Annotated in this window: 27 protein-coding genes; 8 read left to right on the top strand and 19 right to left on the bottom strand. The window is 29.1% G+C overall.

Annotated elements, in window-relative coordinates; genetic code table 11:
* Nucleotides 1-4: 4 nt before the first annotated feature.
* From ACNI3D_RS07705 to ACNI3D_RS07660, 10 genes are all read right to left on the bottom strand, one after another.
* The gene (locus tag ACNI3D_RS07705) at nt 5-1303 is read right to left on the bottom strand and encodes an ATP-binding protein (protein ID WP_419768863.1); all 1299 of its coding nucleotides are present in this window, start codon (nt 1301-1303) and stop codon (nt 5-7) included.
* A gap of 59 nt (nt 1304-1362) precedes the next feature.
* Nucleotides 1363-1806, bottom strand: coding sequence for a Sua5 YciO YrdC YwlC family protein (locus ACNI3D_RS07700; RefSeq protein WP_419768862.1), 444 nt, complete (start codon nt 1804-1806; stop codon nt 1363-1365).
* 1 nt (nt 1807) lies between these two features.
* Entirely contained in the window at nt 1808-5047 is a 3240-nt protein-coding gene (carB, locus tag ACNI3D_RS07695; RefSeq protein WP_419768861.1) for a carbamoyl-phosphate synthase large subunit, read from the bottom strand.
* Nucleotides 5048-5174: 127 nt separating this feature from the next.
* Entirely contained in the window at nt 5175-5858 is a 684-nt protein-coding gene (locus tag ACNI3D_RS07690) for a HesA/MoeB/ThiF family protein (RefSeq protein WP_419768860.1), read from the bottom strand.
* Nucleotides 5859-6012: 154 nt separating this feature from the next.
* The gene (locus tag ACNI3D_RS07685; RefSeq protein WP_419768984.1) at nt 6013-6165 is read right to left on the bottom strand and encodes a type II toxin-antitoxin system RelE/ParE family toxin; all 153 of its coding nucleotides are present in this window, start codon (nt 6163-6165) and stop codon (nt 6013-6015) included.
* An 8-nt stretch (nt 6166-6173) separates the two neighbouring features.
* On the bottom strand, nt 6174-6332 hold the full coding sequence (locus ACNI3D_RS07680) for a hypothetical protein (protein WP_419768859.1): 159 nt from the start codon (nt 6330-6332) through the stop codon (nt 6174-6176).
* Nucleotides 6325-6612: a type II toxin-antitoxin system Phd/YefM family antitoxin gene (locus tag ACNI3D_RS07675; protein ID WP_419768858.1), complete on the bottom strand. Its 288-nt coding sequence runs from the start codon at nt 6610-6612 to the stop codon at nt 6325-6327. The genes ACNI3D_RS07680 and ACNI3D_RS07675 overlap by 8 nt, the downstream gene beginning before the upstream one ends.
* 63 nt (nt 6613-6675) lie before the next feature.
* Nucleotides 6676-8025, bottom strand: a complete 1350-nt coding sequence (locus tag ACNI3D_RS07670) for a restriction endonuclease subunit S (RefSeq protein ID WP_419768857.1) — start codon at nt 8023-8025, stop codon at nt 6676-6678.
* Nucleotides 8018-9634: an HsdM family class I SAM-dependent methyltransferase gene (locus tag ACNI3D_RS07665; protein ID WP_419768856.1), complete on the bottom strand. Its 1617-nt coding sequence runs from the start codon at nt 9632-9634 to the stop codon at nt 8018-8020. Before ACNI3D_RS07665 ends, ACNI3D_RS07670 begins: the two co-directional genes overlap by 8 nt.
* Complete coding sequence (locus ACNI3D_RS07660; RefSeq protein WP_419768855.1) at nt 9628-12708, bottom strand: type I restriction endonuclease subunit R; 3081 nt, start codon at nt 12706-12708, stop codon at nt 9628-9630. Before ACNI3D_RS07660 ends, ACNI3D_RS07665 begins: the two co-directional genes overlap by 7 nt.
* A 489-nt stretch (nt 12709-13197) precedes the next feature.
* Here ACNI3D_RS07660 and ACNI3D_RS07655 point away from each other — a divergent pair, with 489 nt between their 5' ends.
* A complete protein-coding gene (locus tag ACNI3D_RS07655; protein ID WP_419768854.1) occupies nt 13198-13512 on the top strand; it encodes a hypothetical protein in 315 nt (104 codons plus the stop codon).
* Here the strand turns inward: ACNI3D_RS07655 and ACNI3D_RS07650 are convergent.
* The 4 genes from ACNI3D_RS07650 to metX form a co-directional block, all read right to left on the bottom strand.
* On the bottom strand, nt 13495-13905 hold the full coding sequence (locus ACNI3D_RS07650; RefSeq protein WP_419768853.1) for a type II toxin-antitoxin system PemK/MazF family toxin: 411 nt from the start codon (nt 13903-13905) through the stop codon (nt 13495-13497). The two genes, ACNI3D_RS07655 and ACNI3D_RS07650, sit on opposite strands and share 18 nt — an antisense overlap.
* Nucleotides 13905-14567, bottom strand: coding sequence for a RadC family protein (gene radC / locus ACNI3D_RS07645; protein WP_375723540.1), 663 nt, complete (start codon nt 14565-14567; stop codon nt 13905-13907). Before radC ends, ACNI3D_RS07650 begins: the two co-directional genes overlap by 1 nt.
* A 76-nt stretch (nt 14568-14643) precedes the next feature.
* On the bottom strand, nt 14644-14844 hold the full coding sequence (xseB, locus tag ACNI3D_RS07640; protein ID WP_375723539.1) for an exodeoxyribonuclease VII small subunit: 201 nt from the start codon (nt 14842-14844) through the stop codon (nt 14644-14646).
* Nucleotides 14841-15947, bottom strand: coding sequence for a homoserine O-acetyltransferase MetX (gene metX, locus ACNI3D_RS07635; protein WP_419768852.1), 1107 nt, complete (start codon nt 15945-15947; stop codon nt 14841-14843). Before metX ends, xseB begins: the two co-directional genes overlap by 4 nt.
* 150 nt (nt 15948-16097) lie before the next feature.
* Here metX and ACNI3D_RS07630 point away from each other — a divergent pair, with 150 nt between their 5' ends.
* Nucleotides 16098-16829 (top strand): dienelactone hydrolase family protein, encoded by a 732-nt coding sequence (locus tag ACNI3D_RS07630; RefSeq protein ID WP_419768851.1) that lies wholly within the window; start codon nt 16098-16100, stop codon nt 16827-16829.
* A 16-nt stretch (nt 16830-16845) separates the two neighbouring features.
* Here the strand turns inward: ACNI3D_RS07630 and ACNI3D_RS07625 are convergent, their stop codons facing one another.
* Together ACNI3D_RS07625 and ACNI3D_RS07620 are read right to left on the bottom strand one after the other, a co-directional pair.
* A complete protein-coding gene (locus tag ACNI3D_RS07625) occupies nt 16846-17295 on the bottom strand; it encodes a protein tyrosine phosphatase family protein (protein WP_419768850.1) in 450 nt (149 codons plus the stop codon).
* 2 nt (nt 17296-17297) lie between these two features.
* On the bottom strand, nt 17298-19130 hold the full coding sequence (locus tag ACNI3D_RS07620; protein ID WP_419768849.1) for an ABC-F family ATP-binding cassette domain-containing protein: 1833 nt from the start codon (nt 19128-19130) through the stop codon (nt 17298-17300).
* A gap of 118 nt (nt 19131-19248) precedes the next feature.
* Here ACNI3D_RS07620 and ACNI3D_RS07615 point away from each other — a divergent pair, with 118 nt between their 5' ends.
* From ACNI3D_RS07615 to ACNI3D_RS07590, 6 genes are all read left to right on the top strand, one after another.
* The gene (locus ACNI3D_RS07615; protein ID WP_419768848.1) at nt 19249-20310 is read left to right on the top strand and encodes a TRAP transporter substrate-binding protein; all 1062 of its coding nucleotides are present in this window, start codon (nt 19249-19251) and stop codon (nt 20308-20310) included.
* An 11-nt stretch (nt 20311-20321) separates the two neighbouring features.
* Entirely contained in the window at nt 20322-20795 is a 474-nt protein-coding gene (locus ACNI3D_RS07610) for a NanQ anomerase/TabA/YiaL family protein (RefSeq protein ID WP_419768847.1), read from the top strand.
* Between the two features lie 16 nt (nt 20796-20811).
* A complete protein-coding gene (locus tag ACNI3D_RS07605) occupies nt 20812-21075 on the top strand; it encodes a hypothetical protein (RefSeq protein WP_375723532.1) in 264 nt (87 codons plus the stop codon).
* Between the two features lie 119 nt (nt 21076-21194).
* The gene (locus tag ACNI3D_RS07600) at nt 21195-22274 is read left to right on the top strand and encodes a YeeE/YedE family protein (protein WP_419768846.1); all 1080 of its coding nucleotides are present in this window, start codon (nt 21195-21197) and stop codon (nt 22272-22274) included.
* Nucleotides 22275-22333: 59 nt separating this feature from the next.
* Nucleotides 22334-22948, top strand: a complete 615-nt coding sequence (locus tag ACNI3D_RS07595; protein WP_419768845.1) for an acyl carrier protein phosphodiesterase — start codon at nt 22334-22336, stop codon at nt 22946-22948.
* 56 nt (nt 22949-23004) lie between these two features.
* Complete coding sequence (locus tag ACNI3D_RS07590) at nt 23005-23493, top strand: type II toxin-antitoxin system antitoxin SocA domain-containing protein (RefSeq protein ID WP_419768844.1); 489 nt, start codon at nt 23005-23007, stop codon at nt 23491-23493.
* A gap of 12 nt (nt 23494-23505) precedes the next feature.
* On the opposite strand, the gene ACNI3D_RS07585 is transcribed toward ACNI3D_RS07590, so the two are convergent.
* The 3 genes from ACNI3D_RS07585 to mmuM form a co-directional block, all read right to left on the bottom strand.
* Nucleotides 23506-24138 (bottom strand): LysE family translocator, encoded by a 633-nt coding sequence (locus ACNI3D_RS07585; protein WP_419768843.1) that lies wholly within the window; start codon nt 24136-24138, stop codon nt 23506-23508.
* A 22-nt stretch (nt 24139-24160) separates the two neighbouring features.
* Entirely contained in the window at nt 24161-24388 is a 228-nt protein-coding gene (locus ACNI3D_RS07580; RefSeq protein WP_375723527.1) for a hypothetical protein, read from the bottom strand.
* A gap of 72 nt (nt 24389-24460) precedes the next feature.
* Entirely contained in the window at nt 24461-25393 is a 933-nt protein-coding gene (gene mmuM, locus ACNI3D_RS07575; RefSeq protein WP_419768842.1) for a homocysteine S-methyltransferase, read from the bottom strand.
* Between the last annotated feature and the right edge of the window lie 7 nt (nt 25394-25400).

Below are 25400 nucleotides of genomic sequence, written 5' to 3'. Positions count from 1 at the left end.
TCCTTTAGCTAAATTTCGCAGGGGAAATTTTCGAGAATATGATATATTTTTTATTTAGAGTAGTTTTAAATTCATCGGATTTATTTTTTAATATAGCATAGCTTTCTTCTAGCTCTTGAGTATCTCTCCACTTTGTATCAATAAAGATTATATTTTTATAATCATAAGCTATAATATCGATATTGGTATCTTTATTATTCCACCAACTTCCAAGATTATTTGGAATAAAACCTAAGTATTTATATGGATCATTTTTTATTAGGCTCAAAATATGCATTTTATAACTATTTTGTACAAGTCGTTTTGTAAAGTCTTCTTTTATATTACTAATCACACTATTAGTATCACCCTTTTGTAGAGTTGAATAATTTGGATAGATATAACAAAACCAAAATTTAATAAAATTGTCTTCAATCTCATATCTTCCAAACTTGCTCTTTTTTATATCTTCATTTATAGGTACATATTTTTTGATAATCATTATGTCAATTAGTTTTTGTAAATATCTTGTGAGATAGGTTGATTTTAGATTTAAAAAGTCTGCTATTGCTCCGATTTTACTGTTTCCTAAAGCTATTGCATAGAGTATTGAAGAGTATGTTGAGATTTCATTTAAATCTTTTTTCAAGAAGTCCATACCTTCATTGAAAAAAACTCCATCATAACTTAAAAAACTCTCTTTTATATTTGATACAAAATCTTTCTTAGCATCATATAGTTTTAAGTAGTCTGGATTTGTTCCATAAGCACTAAATATATGCATCATATCGCCAGATTGAATATCAGGAACAAACTCTTTAATACTAGAGTATGGCAATTTATCTAGTTTTATTATATTTGAAGATTTTTTATAAATATATTCGTCATCTTTATTACTAGAACAAATAGAAGATAAAATAATGACTTGGATATTTGAATAACTCAGCTCTTTATTCCAAGCCTTATAAAAAAGGCTTAAAGCATCTTTTTCTACTTTGATTAGATTTTGGAAGTCATCTAATACTAAAATAAGTTTTTCTTCAAAGTTCACTTGTGCTATTACTTTTAAAAAGGAATCAAAAGTATCAAAAGAAGGCACTTTTTTATTTAAATGGTTTTCGATATTTTTTTGGATAGTTTGAAAAGTAATTAAATTCATCATCTCTAAAAAAGAGATATAAAAGCTATTTTTACCACTTATATAAGAGTTGATAAAAGAGGTCTTACCTATCTTTCTTCTTCCAAAAATAAAATTAAATGATGAGTTAGGGATAGAGAAGTCTTTTTGTAATATTTCAAGTTCATTTTCTCTATGTAAAAACATGAGTAGCCTTTTAAGAATAATATTTATTTTATGGACTTATGACTTAATAAAGTCTTAGATTATCTTAATTTCTTAACTTTAAATTTATTTATCTTATATAATCTAGAAGGGATATCTTCAAAAAAACCATTTTTTTGTATCACAACTACATCTGAGACATCCTTTGCATACTCTTCATCAAAGTTCTTTTGAGTCTCATTTGCTGAAGAAGAATAAAGGACATTGAACTTTTTTATAAAATCATAAAATGTAGAATCTTTACTTATAACTCTAAATGACTCATTATTGGGATATATAAAAGTACTATTTTTAGAGTTTCTTACTCTTTTTTTGTGATTGTTTGGGATTCTTGTGAAGTTTTGCAAAGTCTTAAAAGAATCTACTGTTCGTAGTATTTTTTGTGTTTTTGGTCTTTTTTTTATAACTGCTAGCTTTTCATTATCATTTGATGAAAAGCCAACAGTTGTGTCTGTTTGTACCAAATAAACAGAGTTTGGATTCATATTATCTACTTAGAAATTCTTGAATAGATTTTGGAGACAATCCATCTTTTTTTCTAATTTCTTTCATAGCTTCAAGACAAGCAAAGGCTGCTGCTGCTGTTGTCACATATGTTACATTCATTTTTAGAACTGATCTTCTGATATTTTTACCATCATCTTTTGATGACTCTTTTCCATCACTTGTGTTAATAGCAAGGGCAATTTCACCATTTGTAATAGAGTCGATAATATTTGGTCTACCCTCAGAGATTTTAAGAACTTTTTCACACTCAATTCCAGCATCTGCAATTGCTTTATGTGTTCCACCAGTAGCAACTACTGTAAAACCTTCATCTATAAGTCCTTTAGCGATTTTTGGTGCAAATTCCTTATCTAAATCACATAATGAAATAAATACTTTACCCTCTGTTGGAATATCATTTTTTGCAGCACTTTGTGCTTTTGCGTATGATTCACCAAAACTATCAGAGATACCCATAACTTCACCAGTTGATTTCATCTCAGGAGTTAATATCATATCAGAACCACTAAGTTTATTGAATGGGAAAACTGCTTCTTTGATAGCCACATGGTTTCTTAATATTGGTTTCAATACACCATTATCTTCCCATACAAGCTCAGTATTATATGTATCAAGAGCATTTCTTAAACTCTCACCCCACATAACTCTAGTAGCCACTTTTGCCAAAGGCATACCCGTTGCTTTACTTACAAAAGGAACTGTTCTTGAAGCTCTTGGATTTACTTCGATAAGATAAATTTGCCCTTTGTGAATAGCATATTGTGTATTCATAAGACCAACAACACCAAGACCTAGTGCCATATTTTTTGTTTTTGTTTCAAGTTCTTTGATTAACTCATCACTTATAGAAACAGGAGGTAAAGAACACGCTGAATCCCCTGAGTGAACACCAGCTTCTTCAATATGTTGCATGATTCCACCAATATATACTTCTTTTCCATCACAAATACAATCAACATCAAGCTCAATCGCTCTATCAAGGAATTTGTCAATAAGTACTGGGGCATCATTTGATACAGAGACTGCTTCATCCATATATTGTCTTAACTCATTTGTAGAATACACGATTTTCATCCCTCTTCCACCAAGTACAAATGAAGGTCTTACAAGAACTGGATAACCAATTCTTTCAGCTATTTCAATAGCTTCTTCTACTTCTACTGCTGTTCCATTTTCTGGTTGTAAAAGTCCTGCATCTTCAACAAATTTTGAGAATTTTTTTCTATCTTCTGCTAAGTCAATAACTTCAGCAGTAGTACCTATGATTTTAGCTCCTGCAGCTGTTAGTGCATTTGCTAGTTTAAGTGGAGTTTGTCCACCAAAGTGAACGATTACACCATCTGGGTTTTCTTTTTCTACTACGCTTCTTACATGTTCAAAATCAATTGGCTCGAAGTATAAGATATCTGAAGTATCATAATCAGTTGATACAGTTTCAGGATTACAGTTATACATAATAGTTTTGATACCCATTTCTTTTAGGGCAAAACTTGCATGAACACAACAATAATCAAACTCGATACCTTGTCCAATTCTATTTGGTCCACCACCTATAATCATAACTTTTTTCTCATCTGTTATTTTATTTACTTGAGGAACTTTAGTTACATTTGTAGTAGAGTAAAGATATGGAGTAAGTGCTTTAAATTCAGCGGCACAAGTATCAACTTCATTGTATTCAAAATCTACATTTAGAGTTTTTCTTGCTTGATAAACTTCTTCTTCTGTTTTACCAATAAGCATAGAAATCATCTTGTCAGAAAATCCATTTGATTTGATTATTCTCATCTTAACTTCGTCAGTTAAGATTGAAGCATCCATTGATTTTTCCATATCAACGATTTGTCTAAATTTAGTCAAGAACCAAGGATCTATTTTTGATAATTCAAAAATCTCTTCATTTGTAAGTCCTTCTCTCATACCTTGCATCAAGTATAAAAGTCTATCACAATTTGGTCTTCTAATTTCAGCTTTTATTTTTTCCATTTCAGCTTTGATTGGATCAAAACCACAAAGTCCAGTTTCTAAAGAACAAAGTGCTTTTTGGATTGATTCATTAAATGTTCTACCCATAGCCATAACTTCACCAACAGATTTCATAGAAGTTGTAAGTGTAGAGTCTGCTTTAGGGAATTTTTCAAAAGTAAATCTAGGGATTTTAGTAACTACATAATCAATCACTGGCTCAAATGATGCAGTTGTTCCTGTAATATCATTTTCAATCTCATCAAGAGTAAATCCAACAGCAAGAAGCGTTGCAACTTTTGCGATAGGATAACCAGTAGCTTTTGAAGCTAGTGCTGAAGAACGAGAAACTCTAGGATTCATCTCAATAACTATCATTCTTCCTGTTTTTGGACAAATTGAGAACTGTACATTTGAACCACCTGTATCAACACCAATCTCTCTTAAAATAGCAAATGAAGCATTTCTCATATCTTGGTACTCTTTATCTGTAAGAGTAAGCGCAGGAGCGATAGTAACACTATCTCCTGTATGAACACCCATTGGGTCTAAGTTTTCTATAGAACATACGATGATACAGTTATCTTTTCTATCTCTGATAACTTCCATTTCGTATTCTTTCCAACCAAGCATTGATTCCATAATCTCAATTTCATTAATTGGACTTGCTTCTATTCCTATTTCTGCTAGTTTTTTGAACTCTTCCATATTGTAAGCAACACCAGAACCACCACCTGCAAGAGTAAAAGATGCTCTAGAAATCACTGGAAAACCAATCTCTTTTGCTACTTTCATAGCTTCTTCAACACTATAGGCATTTGCACTTTTTGGTAAATCCATACCGATTTTTATCATAGCTTCATTGAAAAGGTGTCTATCTTCACCTTTTTTAATAGCATCTGGATGAGCACCTAAAAAAGCAACACCATCAAGCATACCTTTGTCATACATAGTTGTAGCAACATTAAGTGCTGTTTGTCCACCCATAGTTGGTAAGATTGCATCAATATTCTCTTTTTTTATAATTTTTGCAATCATATCTTCTGTAATTGGCTCGATATAAGTTCTATCTGCAAATTCAGGATCTGTCATAATAGTTGCTGGATTTGAGTTGATTAATACAACTCTGTAACCTAACTCTTTTAATGTCTTTGTAGCTTGTGTTCCTGAATAATCAAATTCGCATGCTTGCCCAATAATAATAGGACCAGAACCGATTAATAATATAGATTTAATATCTTCTCTTTTTGGCATTTATAAGTTCCCCATATATGTAGTAAAATTTGGAAATAATATCTAAAAAGTGCTTAAAAAATGGTTATTTGGAAAATTATTTTGAAGATTTTTGTATTTAAATATAGAGCTAGTTTAGCTCTATATTTTACTTAGTAGGAAGTTTAAAGTTTTTGTAATTAATAATACCTTCTTCATCAAATGAAAGATAATATAAAACATCTTTTTTCACAGGAAGTCCAGCCAAATATCTAATGGCTAAATTTGCTTGTAAAGAACCCACATGCATAACAATTGGACAAGCGATACCATTTGGTTTTCTATCATTTACTTGAAATACTGCTTCATAAGAGGCTTTTTCGAAAAAGCAAACTTGCCCGTGAAACTCCTCAACACTTCCATAAATCCAAGCTTGATTATGATTTATGCAGTATTCATTGATATCTGCACGCGTTGGAAGATTGTCCGTTCCATCAATGATAAGGTCAAACTCTAAACCTCTTTTTGCGAACTCTTGAAAAGTCTCTTTATAAGTTGTTACTTTTGTATAAGGACATCTAGCTTCAATAAGCTCTTTTAAAACCTCACACTTATATTTACCATCATCACCTACTTTAAAGCCTATTTGTCTATGGATATTATGAACTCCAACAGTATCAAAATCCACTAAAGTAAACTCCCCTATTCCAGAAGCACCAAGTGCGATACCAAGTGTACAACCAAGCCCTCCACTTCCAATAATAGCTACCTTTTTACCTTGAAGCGAGTCTTGAGTCTCTTGCCCCCAAAGTTTTATTTGTCTGTTAAAGTATTCGTTCATCTCTTCTTGCATATCAAATCCTTACTGTATAAGTATAGTTTATTTTTATTATTTTGTTTTGTAATCATAGCAAATTTAGTTTAACTTTAAATAATTTTAATCTTGAGTATTTCTATTAGCTTTAAGTTAGAACAGTAAAATATTTCAAACTTTCTTTTTTCTATAATTAGTTTTCAATATACTCTTTTAAAATAGTTTTTAATTCACTATCACTTAGGGTATCTTTGTTAGTTTTAGAATAAATTGAAATTAAAACAATTTTATTTTCTATTTGTTTATAAATGATAATTCTAAAACCACCACTTTTTCCAGTAGGAATTGAAGAGTTTACAATTTTTTTTTATATAAATTATACCCAAGATAAACACCTAAGTCTTCTTTATTTTTTATCTCTTCAACTGCTAGTTTTAAATCTGATTTTAAAAGTTTAAACTTTTTTGCTAGCTTTTTAGCCTCTTTTAAAAAGTTTTCACTATATTCAAGCATCAAGCTCATCCCATAGCTTATCTATAGTTTTTGTATTACCATTTTTAACATCATCTAAACCATTTTGAATAGAACTCAATAATTGTTGAGCTTCCATCATTTTGTATGCTTCACTCATAGCTTCATATTTATCTTTTGATACAAGTACTGCTTCTACTTTGTTATTTTTCAAAATAGCTAACTTCTCTGCACTTCCATCTTTTATCTGTAAAAGATACGAGCCAAATTTTTTAGCAAAGTCAGATGACGATATAAGTTCATTTGTTCCATAACTCACCATGATATTTCCTTCTTTATATTCCGTAATATATTGTGTAAATTATAGCGTAATATTTTTATTTTATCAAGTTTTATTATACTCAGGTTTTGGTTGGGCTACTAATAAGTCATTTTGACTGTTTTTATACTCACTATCTTTCACACTTACTTGTCCATTCATAAGCATTGGAAGAAGCCAATCTCTAAGTTTTGATAATTCTTGATTTTGTTGCTGATTATTCAATATTAATTTATAAAATGATGAAAATTTATCATTAAAATTTTTAACAATATTTTTCTCTGGAATTAACAGATCTATATTATTAATTTGTTCATTACTTATGTTAGGTTGTGCAGCACCATTTGCTAAAGTAAAAATCATTTCTCTAAAATATGATTGTTTTAACGAATTAATAAAATAAGGTAATTTTTTTGTAGGTTCCTTTCCTAAATTAAAATAACCTACTCGTTGATTTATATAAATTGAATTATCTGTAATTGGAACAATAGCATATTTTCCAACTGTAGCTCCAGTCATAGCAATCAAAACATTTCCTGCTTCAGCTTTAAATTTATCATCAATTTTTTTATTAGATAAATCTACTTTTGAAAGATTTGATATATCAATAGTATAGTTTTCTTGAATATCTTTAATTTTTATTACGGATACGCCATTTTCTGTCCACCAACTTGATTTAAAAGCAAATCCTCCTGTTGATTTACAATAATCACCAATACAACCAATTTCCCATCCCTCTGGAATTTCTCTTTTTAACTCTTGATTATAAACCATCTTACCACCTGATGATTTATAAGGTTTTCCATTCTCATCTGGAAAATCAAACTGCACGAACCAATAATCATAAAGAGTTTTTGCCATAGTTTCTAGTTCTTTATTTATTTTATTATTTAGTTCTATTTTTTGATTTAATAGATGTAATAAATTTCCGATTTTTACTTGTTCATTGTATTTTGGTAAAACTAAATCTAAGTATGAAAAAATTTGTTCATTTAGACTTGCTCTCAATGTCATTACTGCATTATTTGACATTGTTTTTCTAAATAAATTACTTCTTAGATAAAAGCCCATAAATTTATCATAAGTAATATCTTTTTGAAGAGGTCTTAATCTTTTAGTAAACCCACTGTAAGTTGCATTTGGATAATCCTTTAAAGCGACACAACTCATTGCTAACTCATTGATAGTTTCACTAGTTCTTGTTAAAAGTATATCTCCTTTTTTAATAGAATAAGTTTCTCTTTCTTTTTTTGATGTATCCATCAAATCATCTACAATATCAGGTATAAAATAATTATTAAATACTGTAGAAAAAGAAATAAAAGGAAAACCGTGTCCTGCTTGTTCAGGCTTTGTTGATATTCCAGATGAAAAATCGTAAAGTTGTGAAAATTTATAAGTTGTTAAATCACTCATAAACCAACCCTAACAACTGTTTTTTTATTTCATCTTCCAACTTTTTAGATTCACTAAACATTGACTCTATGTTCTCACTAAAACCTTTCATCTTTGCATCAAATTCATCTTTTGTAATATCAACATATTCAATCTTCACATCAAAATATTGCCCTGCACTAAAACTATAATTCTTAGCTTTTATATCTTCATAAGATACAACTACAGATAAATCATCTTTAATATTTTTATTATTAAAAGTATTTATAATTAACTCTTCTTCTATGTCACTTAAAACTGTTTTTTGATTTTTACCATCTTTTACAGTTTTCCCCAAGTTTGAAGCATCTATTAAAACCACATTTTCTTTATTTGTATCATCTATAAAAATTATAGAAACATTTGTCCCTGTTGTTGCAAAAATATTACTTGGCATTGATACAACTCCGCCTAACATTTTGTTTTCAATTAGATGTTCTCTAATTTTTCTATCTATTCCACTTTGAGCTGTAATAAATCCAGTTGGAACTACAACTGCTGCTTTTCCACCCTTTTTAAGAGAATAAATAATATGCTGTAAAAACATACTATAAATAGACATAGACTCTTTTTTCTTTGCTGGTATTTTTGGAATACCTGCAAAAAATCTATCGTGATTTTCTTTTGAGTCTAAATCATCTCTATAATCACTAAAATCAGTTTTAAAAGGTGGATTTGAAACGATATAGTCAAACTTTTGTAAATCCTCACCCTCTTTATGATATGGACTTAAAAGAGTATTTCCTTTGATAACATTTGATATAGAGTGAACAAGATTATTTAAAATAAGATTTAGCCTTAGTAAACTTGATGACTTTTGAGATATATCTTGTGAGTAGATACTACATCTATCTTCACCTATGGCATGAGCTATGTTCATCAGAAGTGTTCCACTCCCTGCACTTGGATCATAACAAGTTACATTTGAAACTCCCTTATCCACCATAATAGCCGCCATGATTTTTGCAACTGCATGGGGAGTATAATACTCTGCATACTTTCCACCACTATCACTATTATAATCTTTGATTAAGTACTCAAATATAGTTGCATAGAAATCATACTTTTGATTAAAGATATTTTCAAAACTAAAAGCTACAAGTTTATTAATAATCGCTTTAAAAAAAGCATCTTTATCATCAATAATATATTTACTCAAAGTATCAAAAAGTTCTATTTTTGCACCACCTTCAGTTTTTACTGAAAAGATGTCGTTGTTTTCTATAGAGATTTGATGTAAAGTATCATCAAAAGTTTGTGCAAAATCAGGACTATCTTGTATATTAAATAGATGAGTTATTAGATATTCAGGTTTGAGTTTTGCAGCTTTTACACCTATTCGTCTTAGTATTTTATTTCTTTGCTCTTGACTTAAATTTGAATAATACTCTTCCCAACTTGGTGCATTTTTGATGTTTTCATCTATCTTTTTTATCTCATAAGCAAACTTATCATTTAAAAACTTGTATAAAAATACCTGTGTGATGATTTTAAATTCATTACCATCATTTCCAAGTCCAAAGTTTGCACATACTGCTTTTAAACTATCTATTAACTTTTTTGTTTCTCTTTCAAACTCTACTATTACCAATTGTTTACTCCGTTGTATTCATTTAGATATTCTGTTGCTATAAGCGTGTTGATGTATTTAAATGATTCATCATTTAATTTTATTTTATTGTTATCTTCAAACTCTACATCTACGATAGGTTCTGTTTGTGCTATAAAAAAGTTTTCATGTTTTAATATGGCACTGTTGTTTAAAACTTTTTCATCAAGTTGTATTTTTATTTTTTCTAATGCACTAAAAATCTTACTTTGTTTATTTGTTATATTATTTTGTTTGATTCTTTTATGCATCCTTGCATATTTTGTATCACCTTTGTATTTATCTTTTAAGAGGTCATTTTGTCTGTTTAACTCTCTTATTTTGTCATCTATTTTTTTGAGTTCACCAATATTTTCATTCATCTCATCTTGGGATATTTCACTAAGGTTTTTATTTTTAAATAGTCTTTCAAGTTCCTCTTTTAAAGTGATATATTCAGGGTCTTTTTTATCAAAATTATTTTGAAAAGCTTCTCTTGTAATTCTCAGTGTATTTTTTAACTTATCAGCTAAAATAAGCTCTTCTTCACTTATCTTTGTAAATTTAAAAATAATATCTTCTAAAGCTAGATTTATTATATTTGTATTTTCATCACCTTTTTCTAAAGCAAGTTTTTGATTTAAAAGATTTAGATGATTTGAAGCTTCTCTATAAAGTAGATTTAACTTTCTAAAATCTATTTTTTCAAGTAATTCTGAATGCCCAAAAAGTCTTATGAGATTATATATACTTTTTGCATTTTCAAGTACTTTTTTTATCTCTTGCATCTTTTTAATATCTTGAATTTTAGATATTTGTTGTGAGAATATTTCTGCATCTAAAGTATCATATTCAAACAATATATCTTTTATATTTTCTATCTCTTCTTCTATCTCTTCTTTTGATTTAAAAAGAGAAGAGTAAGATTCTATCTCATCGCCAAGTTCATTTTGTAACTCTTCAAAATAAGCTTTGTTGGTTGCATCAAACTCTTTACTTATATCTGCAAAATCTACGACAAAGCCATATTTAAACTTTTTGTATGTACGATTTACCCTTGTAAGAGCCTGTAATAAGCCATGTTTTCTTATGATTCTACCCAGATATAGTTTTTTTAGTCTTGGAGCATCAAATCCTGTGAGAAGCATTCTGTCAACAAATAAAATATCTATCTTAGCATCTTTAAACTCTTCTACCCAATCTTTTCTTTCTTGTATAGTTCCTGTATTGTGTAAAATAATTTTGCCTGTTAAGTCTCTTTTTACTTCAGTATCATTTATTCCATAAGTAGTTTGAGGTTCAGCGACAAGTTCTTCTGATAAGTTTTCATTATTTATAGCTTCTAGTTTTGCATATTTTGACTGGAATATTTCATACATTTTTTTAGCTTGTGCTGAACTATCACAAATAACCATTGCACCTATAGAGTCATCATCAAATCTTACTTTACTATTTTTAAAATCATTTACAATATAAGCTAACATTGGTTCTACAAACTTTTTGTGAGAATAAACCTCTTCTTTTTTTAAATTACCTTGTAAGATTTCTATATCTTCAATAGCTTTTTGAAGTTGTAATTTATAGGTTGTCTCTATCTCTTCTCTTATAAGCCTCAATGTATAACCATCAGCGATAGAAGAGTTATAATAATACTTGTGAATATAATCACCAAACAATAATTTTGAGCTTGTATCTTCTCCTAATAATGGAGTTCCTGTTAGTCCAATTTTTATTGCATTTTTATCAGAAGTTTCTAAGTTCGCTAAAAAACTTCCTTTGGGATTATAGCTTCTATGAACTTCATCTAAAAAGTAAACTCTTTGAATATTAATATCATAGTCTTGTATAGAGATAACATCTGGGTCATCTTCAAATTTTTGAATGTTTACCACAGTTATTTCATATTCACCTCTATCATTGTGAATAGCAGTTGTTTTTTTAATATCTTTTGCAAAATCTTCACGGCTAGCTATAGTATGAACTTTTAAACCTCTTGCTATAAACTCTTTTTTTGCTTGGGTTAATAAATCTAATCTATCTACAATAAAATAAAACTTTGGAATTATTTTTTTAGCTTGAAAATAGTTTGTTAAATATCTTACATTATAAAAAGCAAGTGCTGTTTTACCACTTCCTTGTGTATGCCAAATAATACCTTTTCTTATCCCCTCATCAAGTTTACTTTCAATCGCTTTTGTTGCAAATATTTGAGGGTATCGCATAATATGTTTTTGTATACCTTCTTTTGATTTTACATAAGCAATTCCAAACTGCAATAAAAACTTTAATCTCTCTTTTGAAAATAACGAAGTAGATAATCGATTTGTTGGGGTTTCAGGTAATTTATTTGTGATAAACTCTGCATTATTTTTTATTACTTCAAGATTATTATCTTTTAATATCTCATTTTCAGTTTTGTCATCTAAATCATTTAAAAGTTGTGCTAAATTTAGTTTTTCTTCTTCTCTAAAATAGTTGAAAATTGGTTTTTGTGAAGGTGTAGCATAAAATGCTCCTTCTATTGGTTCAATAGAATTATCATCATATTCCATATTGTTAGAAAAAACCATAAGTTGTGTTATATTGATAAATTTTCTAAACCTATCATTTGAAAATCTTACATTTATTCTTTCTCTTTCTGCTAATACACCATCTTTATTATTTGGCTTTTTAACTTCTATAAAAACCAATGGCATACCATTAATTAAAAGTGTAATATCAGGTCTAAACTCTTCATCACTATTTTTACATGGAAGTTCTGTAACTACATGAAAAGAGTTGTTTTCAAAGTTTTCAAAATCTATAAGTTTTATGCCAGACTTTTCAATAATTCTTTGATAAAAAGCTTGCCCTAAGTCCTCATAGTCAAGTAACAAAGAAACCTCTTCATAAACTTTATTTGAATCTAAATCATTTATTGTTTTATTAATTCTTTCAATGCTAGATTTAAAAATATCTGTAAATATATTTGTATTTATATCCCAATTAGAATTTTTCAAAGATAAATACTTATATCCTAATCGTGTAAGATGTAATATAGATGGTATTTTTACTCTTGTATCTTCATTGTATTTCATTTATTGTCCAAGGTATTATAAATTTAAGAATATTATTTTACTAAAACATAGTAGTGATACCGATAAAATAAAAGATACTTTTTAGTTATATGACTAAAATCAAAAAATAAAATGTCATTATCCCCTCAATTCAACATTTGCAATCGTTAAATTGTTGATTTTGATTTGCGTAATCCTCAAATAACTGTTTGAATGTTAAGAGATATGCTGGGAGCATATCTTAATGAGTTTTATTTGAAAGCAAATCACAATCATAAAATTTAAGAAGTCGAAGACCGATGAAGCCGTTGAGAGTTTTCTTTGTTACTTTCTTTACGGTTAAAGAAGAGTAAAAACAGAGGCATTTATTTCTTGTTAGAGTTTGAACAAGAAGACTTTTAAATCAAAAAATAAAATATCCTTATCCCCATTTTCCCAACATTTGCAAAAGCCGAGCGTTTATTTTTTTCTTTTCTAAACAAGATTGGTAACTGTTTGAGTATTTAAAATTTGCTAAACGCAAGTTTTAATAAACGAGTTTTACCAAGCAGAAAAGATAAAAATAATAAGAGAGGGAACCCAAAGGGCTTTGAAACCGTTGGTGGCTTTCTTGTTTCTTCTTTGCCACCAAAGAAGAAAAAGGCGAAAATCTCAGATTTTCAAGAGAAAAGTTTAAAAAGTCAAAGACGGTTAAAGAAGAGTAAAAGCGAAGATATTTATATCTTCAAGCCCCAAACAGAAATTGACAAAATAAAAATTGTAAGATATAATACTCTTACAATTCGCCTTCGGGCACACCCACTTATTTTAAGTGGGGCCAAATAGATTTTTTGACTTTTCTACAATTACTTTAAAATCTTCTTTATTAATCATTCCAATTTTGTTCATTATTCTTTTTATACTAAATACTTTTACTTGTAAAATTAATGTCGAAACATTTAAAACTTCATTATTATATGTGGTATATTTGAATTTATGAAAATAATCATTATCTTCTCTAAGTGTTGTAGTAGTTGGGATTCCTAAAAATAAATCTTTTGTGAGTTTTCTTACAACAATAACAGGTCTTGCAAAATTTTTACCTTTGCCATTTTGTTCATAACCAATATTTTGTCCAATATTTGCCCAAAATATTTCTCTTGATTTTATACCTAATTTTCTTTCATTTTTAGTAAGTTCTTTTTTTATTTCATTCCATTCATCAAAAAATCTATCCATCACAACACACCCTCTTCTTGTAAACTAATAAACCCTTCATTTGTAAATATTACATGATCAAGTAGTTCTATACCTAGAATCTTTCCTGATTCTTTTAGTCTTTGGGTTACATTTATATCTTCACTACTTGGTTTTAAAATACCACTTGGGTGATTGTGGGCTACTATTATGCTGGCGCATCTTTTTTCTATGGCGTGGGAAAATACTTCTCTTGGGTGAACTAGGCTTTGGTTTAGGGTTCCTATTGTGATGATTTTGGTTTCGATTAGATTGTTTGCTCCATCTAAATATAGAGTTAGGAAGTATTCTTGGCGTTTGTTTTTGTATGGTTTTAGTTCTTCGTATACATCACTAGCAGAGTTTATTTTGTAGTTTTGGGTATCTATTAGGTATCTTTTTGATAGTTCTATTGCGGATATTATTTGGCTAGCTTTTGCAGTTCCTAGTCCGTGTATTTTAAGTAGGGTTTTTAAATCTATATTTTCAAAGTTTGAGTCGAAGAATTTTTCTATTTCATGGGATAATTTTATAACATCTTTGCCTTTTACTCCACTTCCTAGTAATACGGCTATTAGTTCATAGTTTTTAAGTGAGCTAAGACCATACTTTAGTAATCTTTCCCTTGGTTTGTCTATACTTTGTAATTGATTTATTGTTTTCATAAACTCCTCCTAAATAGTAAGAAAAGTTTATCAAATATTTTTTATAGTTACAAAAAGTATTTCAAATTGTTATATTTTATTTTTCTGATAGTTCTTTGAATTGAAGTTTAGAAGTTTCTAGAAGTTTTTGTGCATCATCAAGTTCTTTCATACCATTTTTATATATCTCTACAGATGAACTTAATGTTATATCTGGATTTGCTAACTTTTCTAATAACTCTTTTGCATTTTCTACTTTTTCTTCAAAGCTTTGTTCTTCTTTTATTTCTTCACTCATATTTTTTTCTCCAATATATCGACTACATAATCTTTGAACTTATCAAGTTCCACCAAAAATGAATCATGTCCATGTGTAGATTCTATCATTTTATACTTTACATTTTCCATATTCATATCTCTCATTATATTATAAATCTCTTCCATCTCTTGTGGGAAGAATAAAACATCATCAGAAAAAGAGATAAGATGAAGGTCACATTTTATCTTTGATAAGGCATCTGGCAACTTATCAGTACCCCTTGCTGCATCAAAGATATTCATAGTCTTACAAACATACAAATATGATAATGGGTCAAATATCTTTGGAAAATTGTAAGCATTGTATTCCAAATATCTCTCAACTTCAAACCTTCCAAAAAGTTCATAAAGCCCATCTGTCTCCACATAATTTCTACCAAATTTATTATTCATAGAATTTGGTCCCACATAGGCAATCAGTCCTGCCATCCTACCAATTGCAAGACCTGGTAAACCATTTGCTATAAGGTCACCTTTTGTGTAGTTTCCATTTTTAAAAGCTGGATCATTTCTTATTGATTCCATTGCTATTTTATTTACAGCTATTGCCCAAGGTCTTGTATATGCAGTTGTTGCCATAGCTATGATTGTATCTGCAAAATCTGGGTACTCAATAGAATAACAAAGTGCTTGCATACCACCCATACTTCCACCAATGACTGCTTTTACATGATCAATACCAAGAGAAGTGAAAAGTCTTTTTTGAGCTTTTACGATATCTGTTATAGCTAAAACTGGAAATTTAAGTCTGTATGCTTCCCCTGCTTTATTCATAGGGCTCATTGGTGAAGTTGAACCAAAACAAGAGCCAAGGTTATTTGTACAGATTACAAAGTATTTTGTAGTATCAATAGTCTTTCCATCGCCTATGAAATTATCCCACCAGCCTGGTTTTGCTTCATTTTCATATCTTCCTGCTGCATGATGTGAACCACTTAAAGCATGACAAATAACGATTACATTTGATTTATCTTCGTTAAGTTCTCCATAGGTTTCGTATTTTATTTCATAAGGTTCTAGGATTCGCCCACTTTCTAGGTGCAAAGGAGCGGTAAATCTAGCAATTTTAGTCTCTATTTTCAAAAAGTGTCCATTTTGTTTAGTTGGTGTATTTTAACGAAAGAATTCTAAAATAATTATTTCTATTAAATTTAAGCTCTAATTAATATAAATATTTAAGTTTACTATGTATTAGATTTAGTAAGATTTTTTAATCACAACAAAGGAATTGCAATGAAAAAGATTATTATGATGTTATTTGTTTTGGCTATTTATGCTTTTGCAAATAGTGGCTTTGTTACTTATAGTGTGGATGGAAAAGAGTATGAAGGATATTATAGTTCACCTTCAAAAGATGCACCACTTATTTATATGGTTCATGATTGGGATGGGGTTACTGATTATGAAGTAAAAAGAGCAAAGATGCTTTATGATTTGGGTTATGCAACATTTGCAGTTGATTTATACAGAAAAGGTATAAGACCAACAAAAACAGAAGATAAGAAAAAACTCACAAGTGACCTTTATCAAAATAGAGCAAAAATGAAAAGACTTCTTTATGCTGGATATAATGAAGCTAAAAAACTAGGAGCAAATGTATCAAATGCCGTTGGGGTAGGATATTGTTTTGGTGGAGCTGCTATTTTGGAGTTTGCTAGAAATGGTGGAGATTTAAAATCATTTATCACTTTTCATGGAGGATTACAAACTCCTATTGGTGAAAATTATTCCAATACAAAAGGTTCTGTGGTAGTATTTCATGGAAGTGCTGACAAAGCTGTTAGTTTACAAGAGTTCGCTAATTTGGCTATGGAGTTAGAAGAGAATGGAATAACTCACGAAATGACAACTTATAGTGGTGCACCACATGCCTTTTCGGTCATTGGTTCAAGTAGATATCACAAAGTTGCAGATGAAAAATCATGGAGAAGGTTTACAGAGATTTTAGAATCTACTTTAAAATAAGCTAGGGAATTTTTCCTTAGCTTAGCTCTTCAAACTCTATTTTTAAAATATCTTGCCAGATAGGAGAAGGTTTCCATTCTTCGAGAAGAGATAAATCTATCTCATCAAAAGGAGTTTTTAAAAAGTATTTATGATAAACATACATAAAAGCACTTACTCTATAATTTAAAGCACAATGTACAAACACTTTTTTGCCCTCAAGAGAAGATAAAAGAGTTAAGAAAAGCTTTAAATCATCTTTTGTAGGATATTCAAAATCCACAGGAAGATGAATATAAGTCATGCCTAAAGTTGAAACTATTTTATCTTCATTATCTAATGCATTTGTTGCACTTGACAGGGCAAGATTTATCACTACTTCAAAACCATCATTTGCTAATAGTTCTAGCTCAGCCTCTTTGGGCTGACCAGCTGTTGAGATATTATCATTGATTTTTATGTAGTTTAAAATAGTTTGCGTTTTCATTTTTACATCAACTCTTCTAATTTAATTTGATATTCATCATTAATAGTATCAAGTTTTGTTTGAGAGATTTCTAAAGATTCAAATTTAGTTTCAGCTTCTTTTTCTAATTTTGCTATTTCTTTAGATAATTCTATTACTTTACTATTATCACCATTTTTTGTGACAATTATTAGTTCATCTTTTTTCTTTTCAATTGTTGTTTCTATATCTATAATTTTTTTCTCTAAAGAATCAATCTCTTTTTTAATAGGATTTACTATTTTACTTTTTTCTTGTACAAGTAAAGCTCTTAATCTTTTGCTCTCTTTTTTATTTACTTTTGGTTTTGATTTCTTTTTCGGAGCATCATCTTCATCTTCCCAACCAATTTTTTCTAAGAACTCATCATATTTTCCATCAAAATAATCAGCGCTTCCATTTGAGAAAATAATCAATCTATCACAAACAGCTCGAAGTAACTCTTCACTATGCGTTACGATGATACAAGAACCTTCAAAGTTTTTAATAGCAACTGTCAGTGCTTCTATTGAGCTCATGTCAAGGTGATTTGTTGGCTCATCTAGGAAAAGTAGATTTACTTCTTTTGCTAAAATTTTACCTAGCATTACCCTACTTTTTTCACCACCTGAAAGTAATGTTACTTTTTTCTTAGCATCATCACCTGAGAACATCATACCCCCACAAATACTTCTTACAGTACCCTCACCTAATTTATTATTTGATAAATAGATTTCATCCATGATTGTATTATCTGGATTTAGGTGTGAAATATTTGTTTGACCGAAGTGTCCAAAAGTCACACTTGTATGTAATTCTGTAATACCATGTAAAGCTTTTAATTCACCTGCAATAGTATTTAGAAGTGTTGATTTACCTTTACCATTTTTCCCTATTATTCCAAGTGTTTCACCCTTTTGTAGAGTAAATGAAATATCTTTGAAAAGTATATTGTCTTTTGTATATCCAAAGCTTAAGTCTTTTACATCAAGTAAAACTTTTGCAGGTGTATCTTTATAATTAAAATCAAATTTTAATGTTGAATCAAAATTTAAATCTTCTAAGATATCCATCTTTTCAAGTTGTTTAACTTTTGATTGTGCTAAGTTTGCTGTTGAAGCTCTTGCTTTATTTTTAGCAATGAATTCTTCTAATTGTTTTACTTTTTTATCCTGTGAAGCTTTTTGTTTTTCGTGGTGTTCATCTTCTTCTTTTAGTTTTTCATAAAACTTGTGAGTATCACCTTTTACAACTTTTAGATTTTTTCTAACTAATCCCATAGTGTGAGTTGTAACTGCATCCATAAAATCTCTATCATGGGTGATGATAATTACTTCACCATCAAAGTTTTTTAAAAATACTTTTAGCCATCTTAATGAAACTATATCAAGGTAGTTTGTAGGCTCATCTAAAAGTAACAGATTTGGTTCTGTTAAAAGTAGTTTTGCTAGATTTATTCTGATTTGATATCCACCTGAAAAAGATAAGGGGTCTTTTAATAAATCTTCTTGAGAGAATCCTAGACCAAAAAGTATTTTCTCAACTTTATAAATATCGTATTTATGTTCTTCACTAAGTGCAAGGGCTGCTTCATCTGTTATAGTTTTTTCTGTAAAAACAAGATGCTGTTTCAAAGCACCTATTTTATAGTTTTTAGGTTGTAATATTTCACCAGCATCTGGGTGTTCTTCATCTAAAATCAATTTAAATAGTGTAGATTTCCCACTACCATTTCTTCCTACTAGTCCAATCTTATCCCCAGAATTTAATCTAAAGGTTACTTCATTGAATAGTGTTTGTTTACCAAAGCTCTTTGAGACATTTGAAAGTTCTATCATATATTCTTCTTTCTTACTTAATTAAAAAAGGATTATACGCAAGGGGAGTTTATAAGCTTATTAGAAGAGAACTTTTGTGTATAATATGCGACTAATTTTACTGTTAAAAAGGAAATAAATGAAAAATCTGAGAAATATTGCAATATTTTTACTTGCATTATTATTATCAACACAACTTTTTGCCAATGAAAAAGTATATAAACTTAAGATGGCAACTACTTGGGGACCAACACTATCTCCATTAATTGATACATCTAGAAATATGGCAAAACTTGCAGAAGAAATGTCAAATGGAAGATTAAAAATCAGAGTTGATGCAGCAAATAAACACAAAGCACCTTTTGGGGTTTTTGATATGGTTAAAGCTGGACAATATGATATAGGACATAGTGCTTCATATTATTGGAAAGGTAAAGATATTAATCTTTTGCCATTTACTTCTATGCCTTTTGGTCTTACTGCACCTGAACAATACGCTTGGTTTTATTATGGTGGTGGATTAGAATTGATGCAAAAAGCTTATTCTAAATATGGTATGTATTCATTTCCAGGTGGAAATACTGGTGTTCAAATGGGTGGATGGTTTAGAAAAGAGATTAAATCTCTTGATGATCTAAAAGGTCTTAAAATGAGAATTCCAGGTTTTGCAGGTGAAGTAATGGCAAAACTGGGAGTTGAAGTTACAAATATAGCTCCTGCTGAACTATTTATGGCACTTGAGAGAAATTCAATTGATGCACTTGAATGGGTTGGACCATCTATGGATATAAAAATGGGATTTCATAAAGTTGCACCATTTTATTATACAGGATGGCATGAACCAGCAAGTGAAATGCAATTTATGGTAAATAAAGATTCTTTTAACAAATTACCAAAAGATTTACAAAAAATATTAGTGGTTGCTATGAGAGTTGCTGCTTATGATATGTATATTCAAGATTATGATTTAAATGCCACAGCTTGGCAAGAGATGAAAAAAGAATATCCAAATATACAAGTTAAAACTCTTCCAAAAGATGTTATGGATGCACTAAAAAAAGCAAATAAAGAATTAAGAGTTGATTTAAGTGCTAAAAATCCACTATTAAAAGAGATATTGGATTCTCAAGATACTTATATGAAAAAAGTGAGAGAGTGGAGTAAAATGTCTGATTATTTATATTTAAAAGATAATTTATAAAAGGATAATAAATGGCAATATTTGGGAAATTGGACTGTATTAAAAATCAAATAAAAGAGGATAATTTCCAATTGGCATTTAATTATTTAGAAAATATATCTAATGATATTTTTGAAATAAAAAATGGTGAATGTGTAAAAGAGCTTATCAATGAAAATATGTTTGTTTTAAAACAAACATATTTTTCAAAGCCTAGAAGTGAGTGTTTTTTTGAATCACATAAAAAATATATTGATATTCAATATATAGTAAAAGGCTCTGAAATCATGGATGTATCACATATAAATGATTTTGAAATAACTGAAGCTTATAATGAAGAAAAAGATTTTACAAAATACAGCACAAAAAATGAATTTTCATCTTTACATATAAAAGAAAAAGAATTAGCCATTTTTTATCCAAGTGATGGACATCAACCTTGTATAAAAGTTGATAAAACGGAGCAAATTTATAAAGTAGTAATAAAGATATCTACAAATATCTAAAGAGAAAGGATAAAAAATGGATTATATAAAAGATTTAGAAAAGTTACTAAAAACTGATGTTTTAGTAGAAGTAAATGAAAATATCAAAGAACTTGAAACAAATTTAGAGAAAAAGAAAAACTCTAAAGAGTTGAAAGATGAGTTAAAATATATGAAAGAAGTAAAAAAATACTTTGACGATGTTTTACTTGATATAGAAAATAAAACTATCACTCAAGAGCAAGCTTCTGATATTCTTGAGGGCTTAGAAGATATGAGAACTGACAATCAAGAGATTTAAATTTAAAAAATTCCCGTATATATTTATCTAATTATTCTGCCTAACTTATTTTATAGTTTATATTTAATATAATCGCCCTTTATTAGAAAGATAAACTATAATTATAAGTTAGGGGAACAATGTTCGATTTAGAAATATATGAAATAATAAATATTTTAGGTCTTGGTCTAGGTATGTTATTTGGAATAGTAGCTCAAAAAAATCAATTCTGCTTTAGTGGCTCAATCAAAGATTATATCTTATTAAAATCTACAAGAAGAGGTGCTTCTGTTGTATTTGCAATGATTGTTGCAATAATTTCTACTAAAATTGTAGGCTCTTATTTTGACTTAGATTTTACAAAAACAGTTTACTACAAACAAGATGTTAATTATTTTGTTGTTATATTTGGTGGTTTATTGTTTGGTACTGGAATGATGATAGCTGATGGTTGTAGTAATAGACACCTAATCAAGTTTGGACAAGGTGATTCAAAATCACTTATTACTTTAATATTTATAGGAATCTTTGGATTTGCAACTGCAAAAGGTCTTATTCAAGGCTTTTTAACTCCATTTACACAAAATAAAACTCTTTTAGAACTCTCTTCAATGATAGAAAATAGTACTATGAATATATATGTTGTGGTAGGAGTTTTATTTGTAATTTTATTAGTTTTAGCAAAAAAAGTAAAAAGAATATTTACCCTAATAGATGGTTTTTTAATTGGATTAATTATAGCTGCTGCCTGGACAATAACAGGAGTAATGGGACAAGATAGTATGGAAAGACTTATTGATCTTTCTGGTATTAGTTTTGTTTATCCTACTTCTAAGAGTTTAGAGTTATTTATGTTTTATCAAGTAAATTATTTCACTTTCCCTATTGCCTTATTATGTGGGGTAATATTAGGTTCTTTTTCTATGTCATTTTTCAATAAAAAATATAGCTTTGGATGTACTGCAACACAAAAAGTTAATAGAGTAACTTATAATATGATTGGTGGTGCATTGATGGGTGTTGGGGGTATTTTGTCTATTGGGTGTACGATTGGACAAGGACTAACAGGAATGTCAACCTTGGCTTTTGCATCATTTTTAGCAATTGCTTCAATATTTATCTCAGGCACAATTACTGGTTTAATTTTAAATAAATCAGGCAGACTTCCTATGTGTTTTATCTTTGAGTGGAACGATACACCACCTGATTATAATATTTAAAAGATTTCTAATCACAAAAGTTTACTTCTTATTTAAGTAAACTTTTGTAACCTACTCTTATGAATTGGCTTGCACATATATTTTTATCAGAACACAATATAGATTTTCAAATTGGCAATTATTTAGCTGACCCCTTAAAAGCAAAAGCATGGGAAGGTGCAAATGAAGATATAAAAAAAGCAATGAAAATACATAAACTAATAGACTCATATACAGATAGTCACCCTACTTTCAAACAAAGTAAAAATAGACTTGGAAACAGTGGTTTACTAAAAGCTGTTGTTATTGATTTGACTTATGATTATTTACTTACAAAAAACTGGCATAGATACTCAAATATAACTCTTGATAAGTTTTTAGATGACTTTTATATAAAAGCAAATGAAAATATGCATACTTTGCCAGATGAAGCAAAACAAAAGCTAAAAAGCCTAATAGAATTTGACTTATTAAATAAATACCAAACCTTAGAGCACTTAAACCAATCATTTAACAGAGTCGATAGAAGAATCTCTTTGCGAGTTTTAAAAAGGGATAATGTAAGTAGATACTGTGAAATAGTATCTGAAAATATAGATGAAATAGAAGAAGATTTTTTGCTGTTTTTTCCACAACTTTGCAATAAAGTCAAAGAAAATGTAAATAATAGTAAATTAAAGCATTGGAAGATTTAATATCTTTATGTTTTATTTTGTATACTTCGATAATTAAATAAAAGGACTGTTCGAAAATGGATATGACAAAAGTAGCAAATGTAATTTTATATATGTTACACAAACAAGTAAAACTGTTAAATGATAAAAAGTTATCAATTCTTCTTTTTTTGATGGATTATAACCATCTTAAATATTGTGGCAAAAAAATATTTGGTGATGAGTACATAAAAGGTTCTAGAAGTCCTGAACCAAAGATACTATCAGAACTTTTTGAAATAATAGCAACAGAAGAAGTATTAGAAGATGAAGATGATAGAGTTTTCTTTATTCAAGAGTTACTTGATAATATAGATATTGATATTATCGAGCGAGAAAATTTTACAGAATTGCACTTTGTAGAAATTGGTATAGATTATGATGAAGATTTATTTGATGATGATGAGTTAAAAACTATCAATAAATTAGTAAATCAATACAAAGAAGCCACTCCAAGAGTTATTGCAAATGATACATTTAAAATAGATGAATATAGAGCAAAAGAAAAAGGTGAAGTTATTATTTAATAACTTCGCCTTTTAGGCATGATTTTTAATTCTTAATAAACCTAATCCTAAAAATATAAATAATCCACCAGTAAATTTATTGAACCAATACATTCTTTTTTCATTGCTAAGTAGTGCTTTTGATTTTTTAGATAAAAAAGCATAAGTACAAAGTCCAAAAAATGAGAAACATAAAAACTCCCCAGTCATAATAAAAAATTGAGGAGCAATAGCTTCGTGTAAATTTAAAAACTGAGGAAATATTGCTGTAAAAAATATGATTGGTTTTGGGTTTGTAACTGCTACAAAAAACGATTCAAAAAAGTATGCTTTTTTAGTTTTTTGCTTTACATCCTTTTCCATAGCATCTATATTTAAAATACCTTTGTTTCGTAAAAACTTTACACCTAAATACATTAGATAAAAGGCACCTATGATTTTTACAATTAAAAAAAGTGTAGCTGAAGTTAAAATCAATACCCCAAGACCTAAAATTGAAGCAGTAGATAAAACAGCTAAGCCAAGGATATTAGCAAAAGATGAAACAGCTACAGTTTTCATATCAGTTCTTATACCATTTACAATAGCTAACATCACTGCTGGACCGGGACTTAATACATATAAAAATGCAATCACTGAATATATTAAAAAAGTATCAATATTCATGTTTTTCCCTTTTATTTAGAAACTATTTTTTGTTTTTCTTCTTAGAAGCCTTTGCCATTTTTGCTTTTTTCTTCGCTTTTTCTTTGGCTAGTGCTAAGTTTGCAGCTTTTCTAGCATTTACAACTTGTTCATTTTCGTATCTATCTTGTGAGAATCCAACTTTTACTGGATTTTTATTTTGATTTGCAGTTGCTGCTATTTTTTCTGATTTTACACTTTTTACACTATTTGTATTTAAGCTTTTTGACATTGTTTAACCTATTTTGAGATTTTGTATTATATAAAAAAATTAGTAAGAGAGGGGTTAGAGAAAAGCTAAACTTTAGCTTCTAACCCAAGATGAGATTTGTTCTATATCATTTGGTGTTGTTTGACAACAACCACCAATAATACTTGCTCCCTTTTCATACCACATATGTGCCATCTTCCCATAATCTTTTGTATTAGCTTGTGTACTCCAAGTTTTAGTTGCTCCATCATAAGCAGCTCCTCCGTTTGGATAAACAATAATTGGTTTTGTTGAAACTTCTTTAATCTCTGAGATTAATGATTCAACATATTGTGGTGCTGTACAATTTATACCAATAGCTACAATTTGTTCTTTATCATCTAAAAACTTTGCACACTCTCTTATACTTTCACCGCTATTTATATGTTTTCCATCTTTTGCACTAAAAGTTATCCAAGCTTGAATTGAAGGAAACTCTTCTAAAAGTTTTACATAAGCTTTTGCTTCTATTAAACAAGGAACTGTTTCACAAGCCAATAAATCAGGTTTTGCTTCAATCAAAGCTTGCATTCTTTTTCTATGAAAGTTTACAAGTTCTTCTTGGCTTAGTCCATAATTACCTCTAAACTCTGAACCATCTGCTAAATATGCCCCATAAGGACCAACAGAAGCTGCTACAAGAGGTTTAATTCTCTTATTTGATTCATTACTTGCCCAAAACTCATCTCTTGCTTCTATGGCTAGTTTAATAGAAGATTGCAAAAGTTCTTTTGCTTGGACTTCATTTAGCCCTCGCTTCTTAAAGCCTTCAAATGTAGCTTGATAACTTAAAGTTGTAATGCAATCACTTCCAGCTTCTAAATAGTCTTTATGAACTTCAGAAATTGCTTTTGGGTTTTCCATCAAAAATTTAGCTGACCAAAGTGAATCATTGATGTCATAACCTTTTCTCTCCAACTCTGTTCCTGTTGCTCCATCTATTATTACTATTTTTTGATTTTTTAATATCTCTTTGATTTTATTCATAATTTAT

The sequence above is a fragment of the Arcobacter siniprincipis (SeqCode) genome (assembly GCF_048571125.1).
Classification (GTDB): domain Bacteria; phylum Campylobacterota; class Campylobacteria; order Campylobacterales; family Arcobacteraceae; genus Arcobacter; species Arcobacter siniprincipis.
The sequence above is the reverse complement of the archived record's forward strand: the minus strand, read 5'-3'. Positions and strand labels throughout refer to the sequence as shown.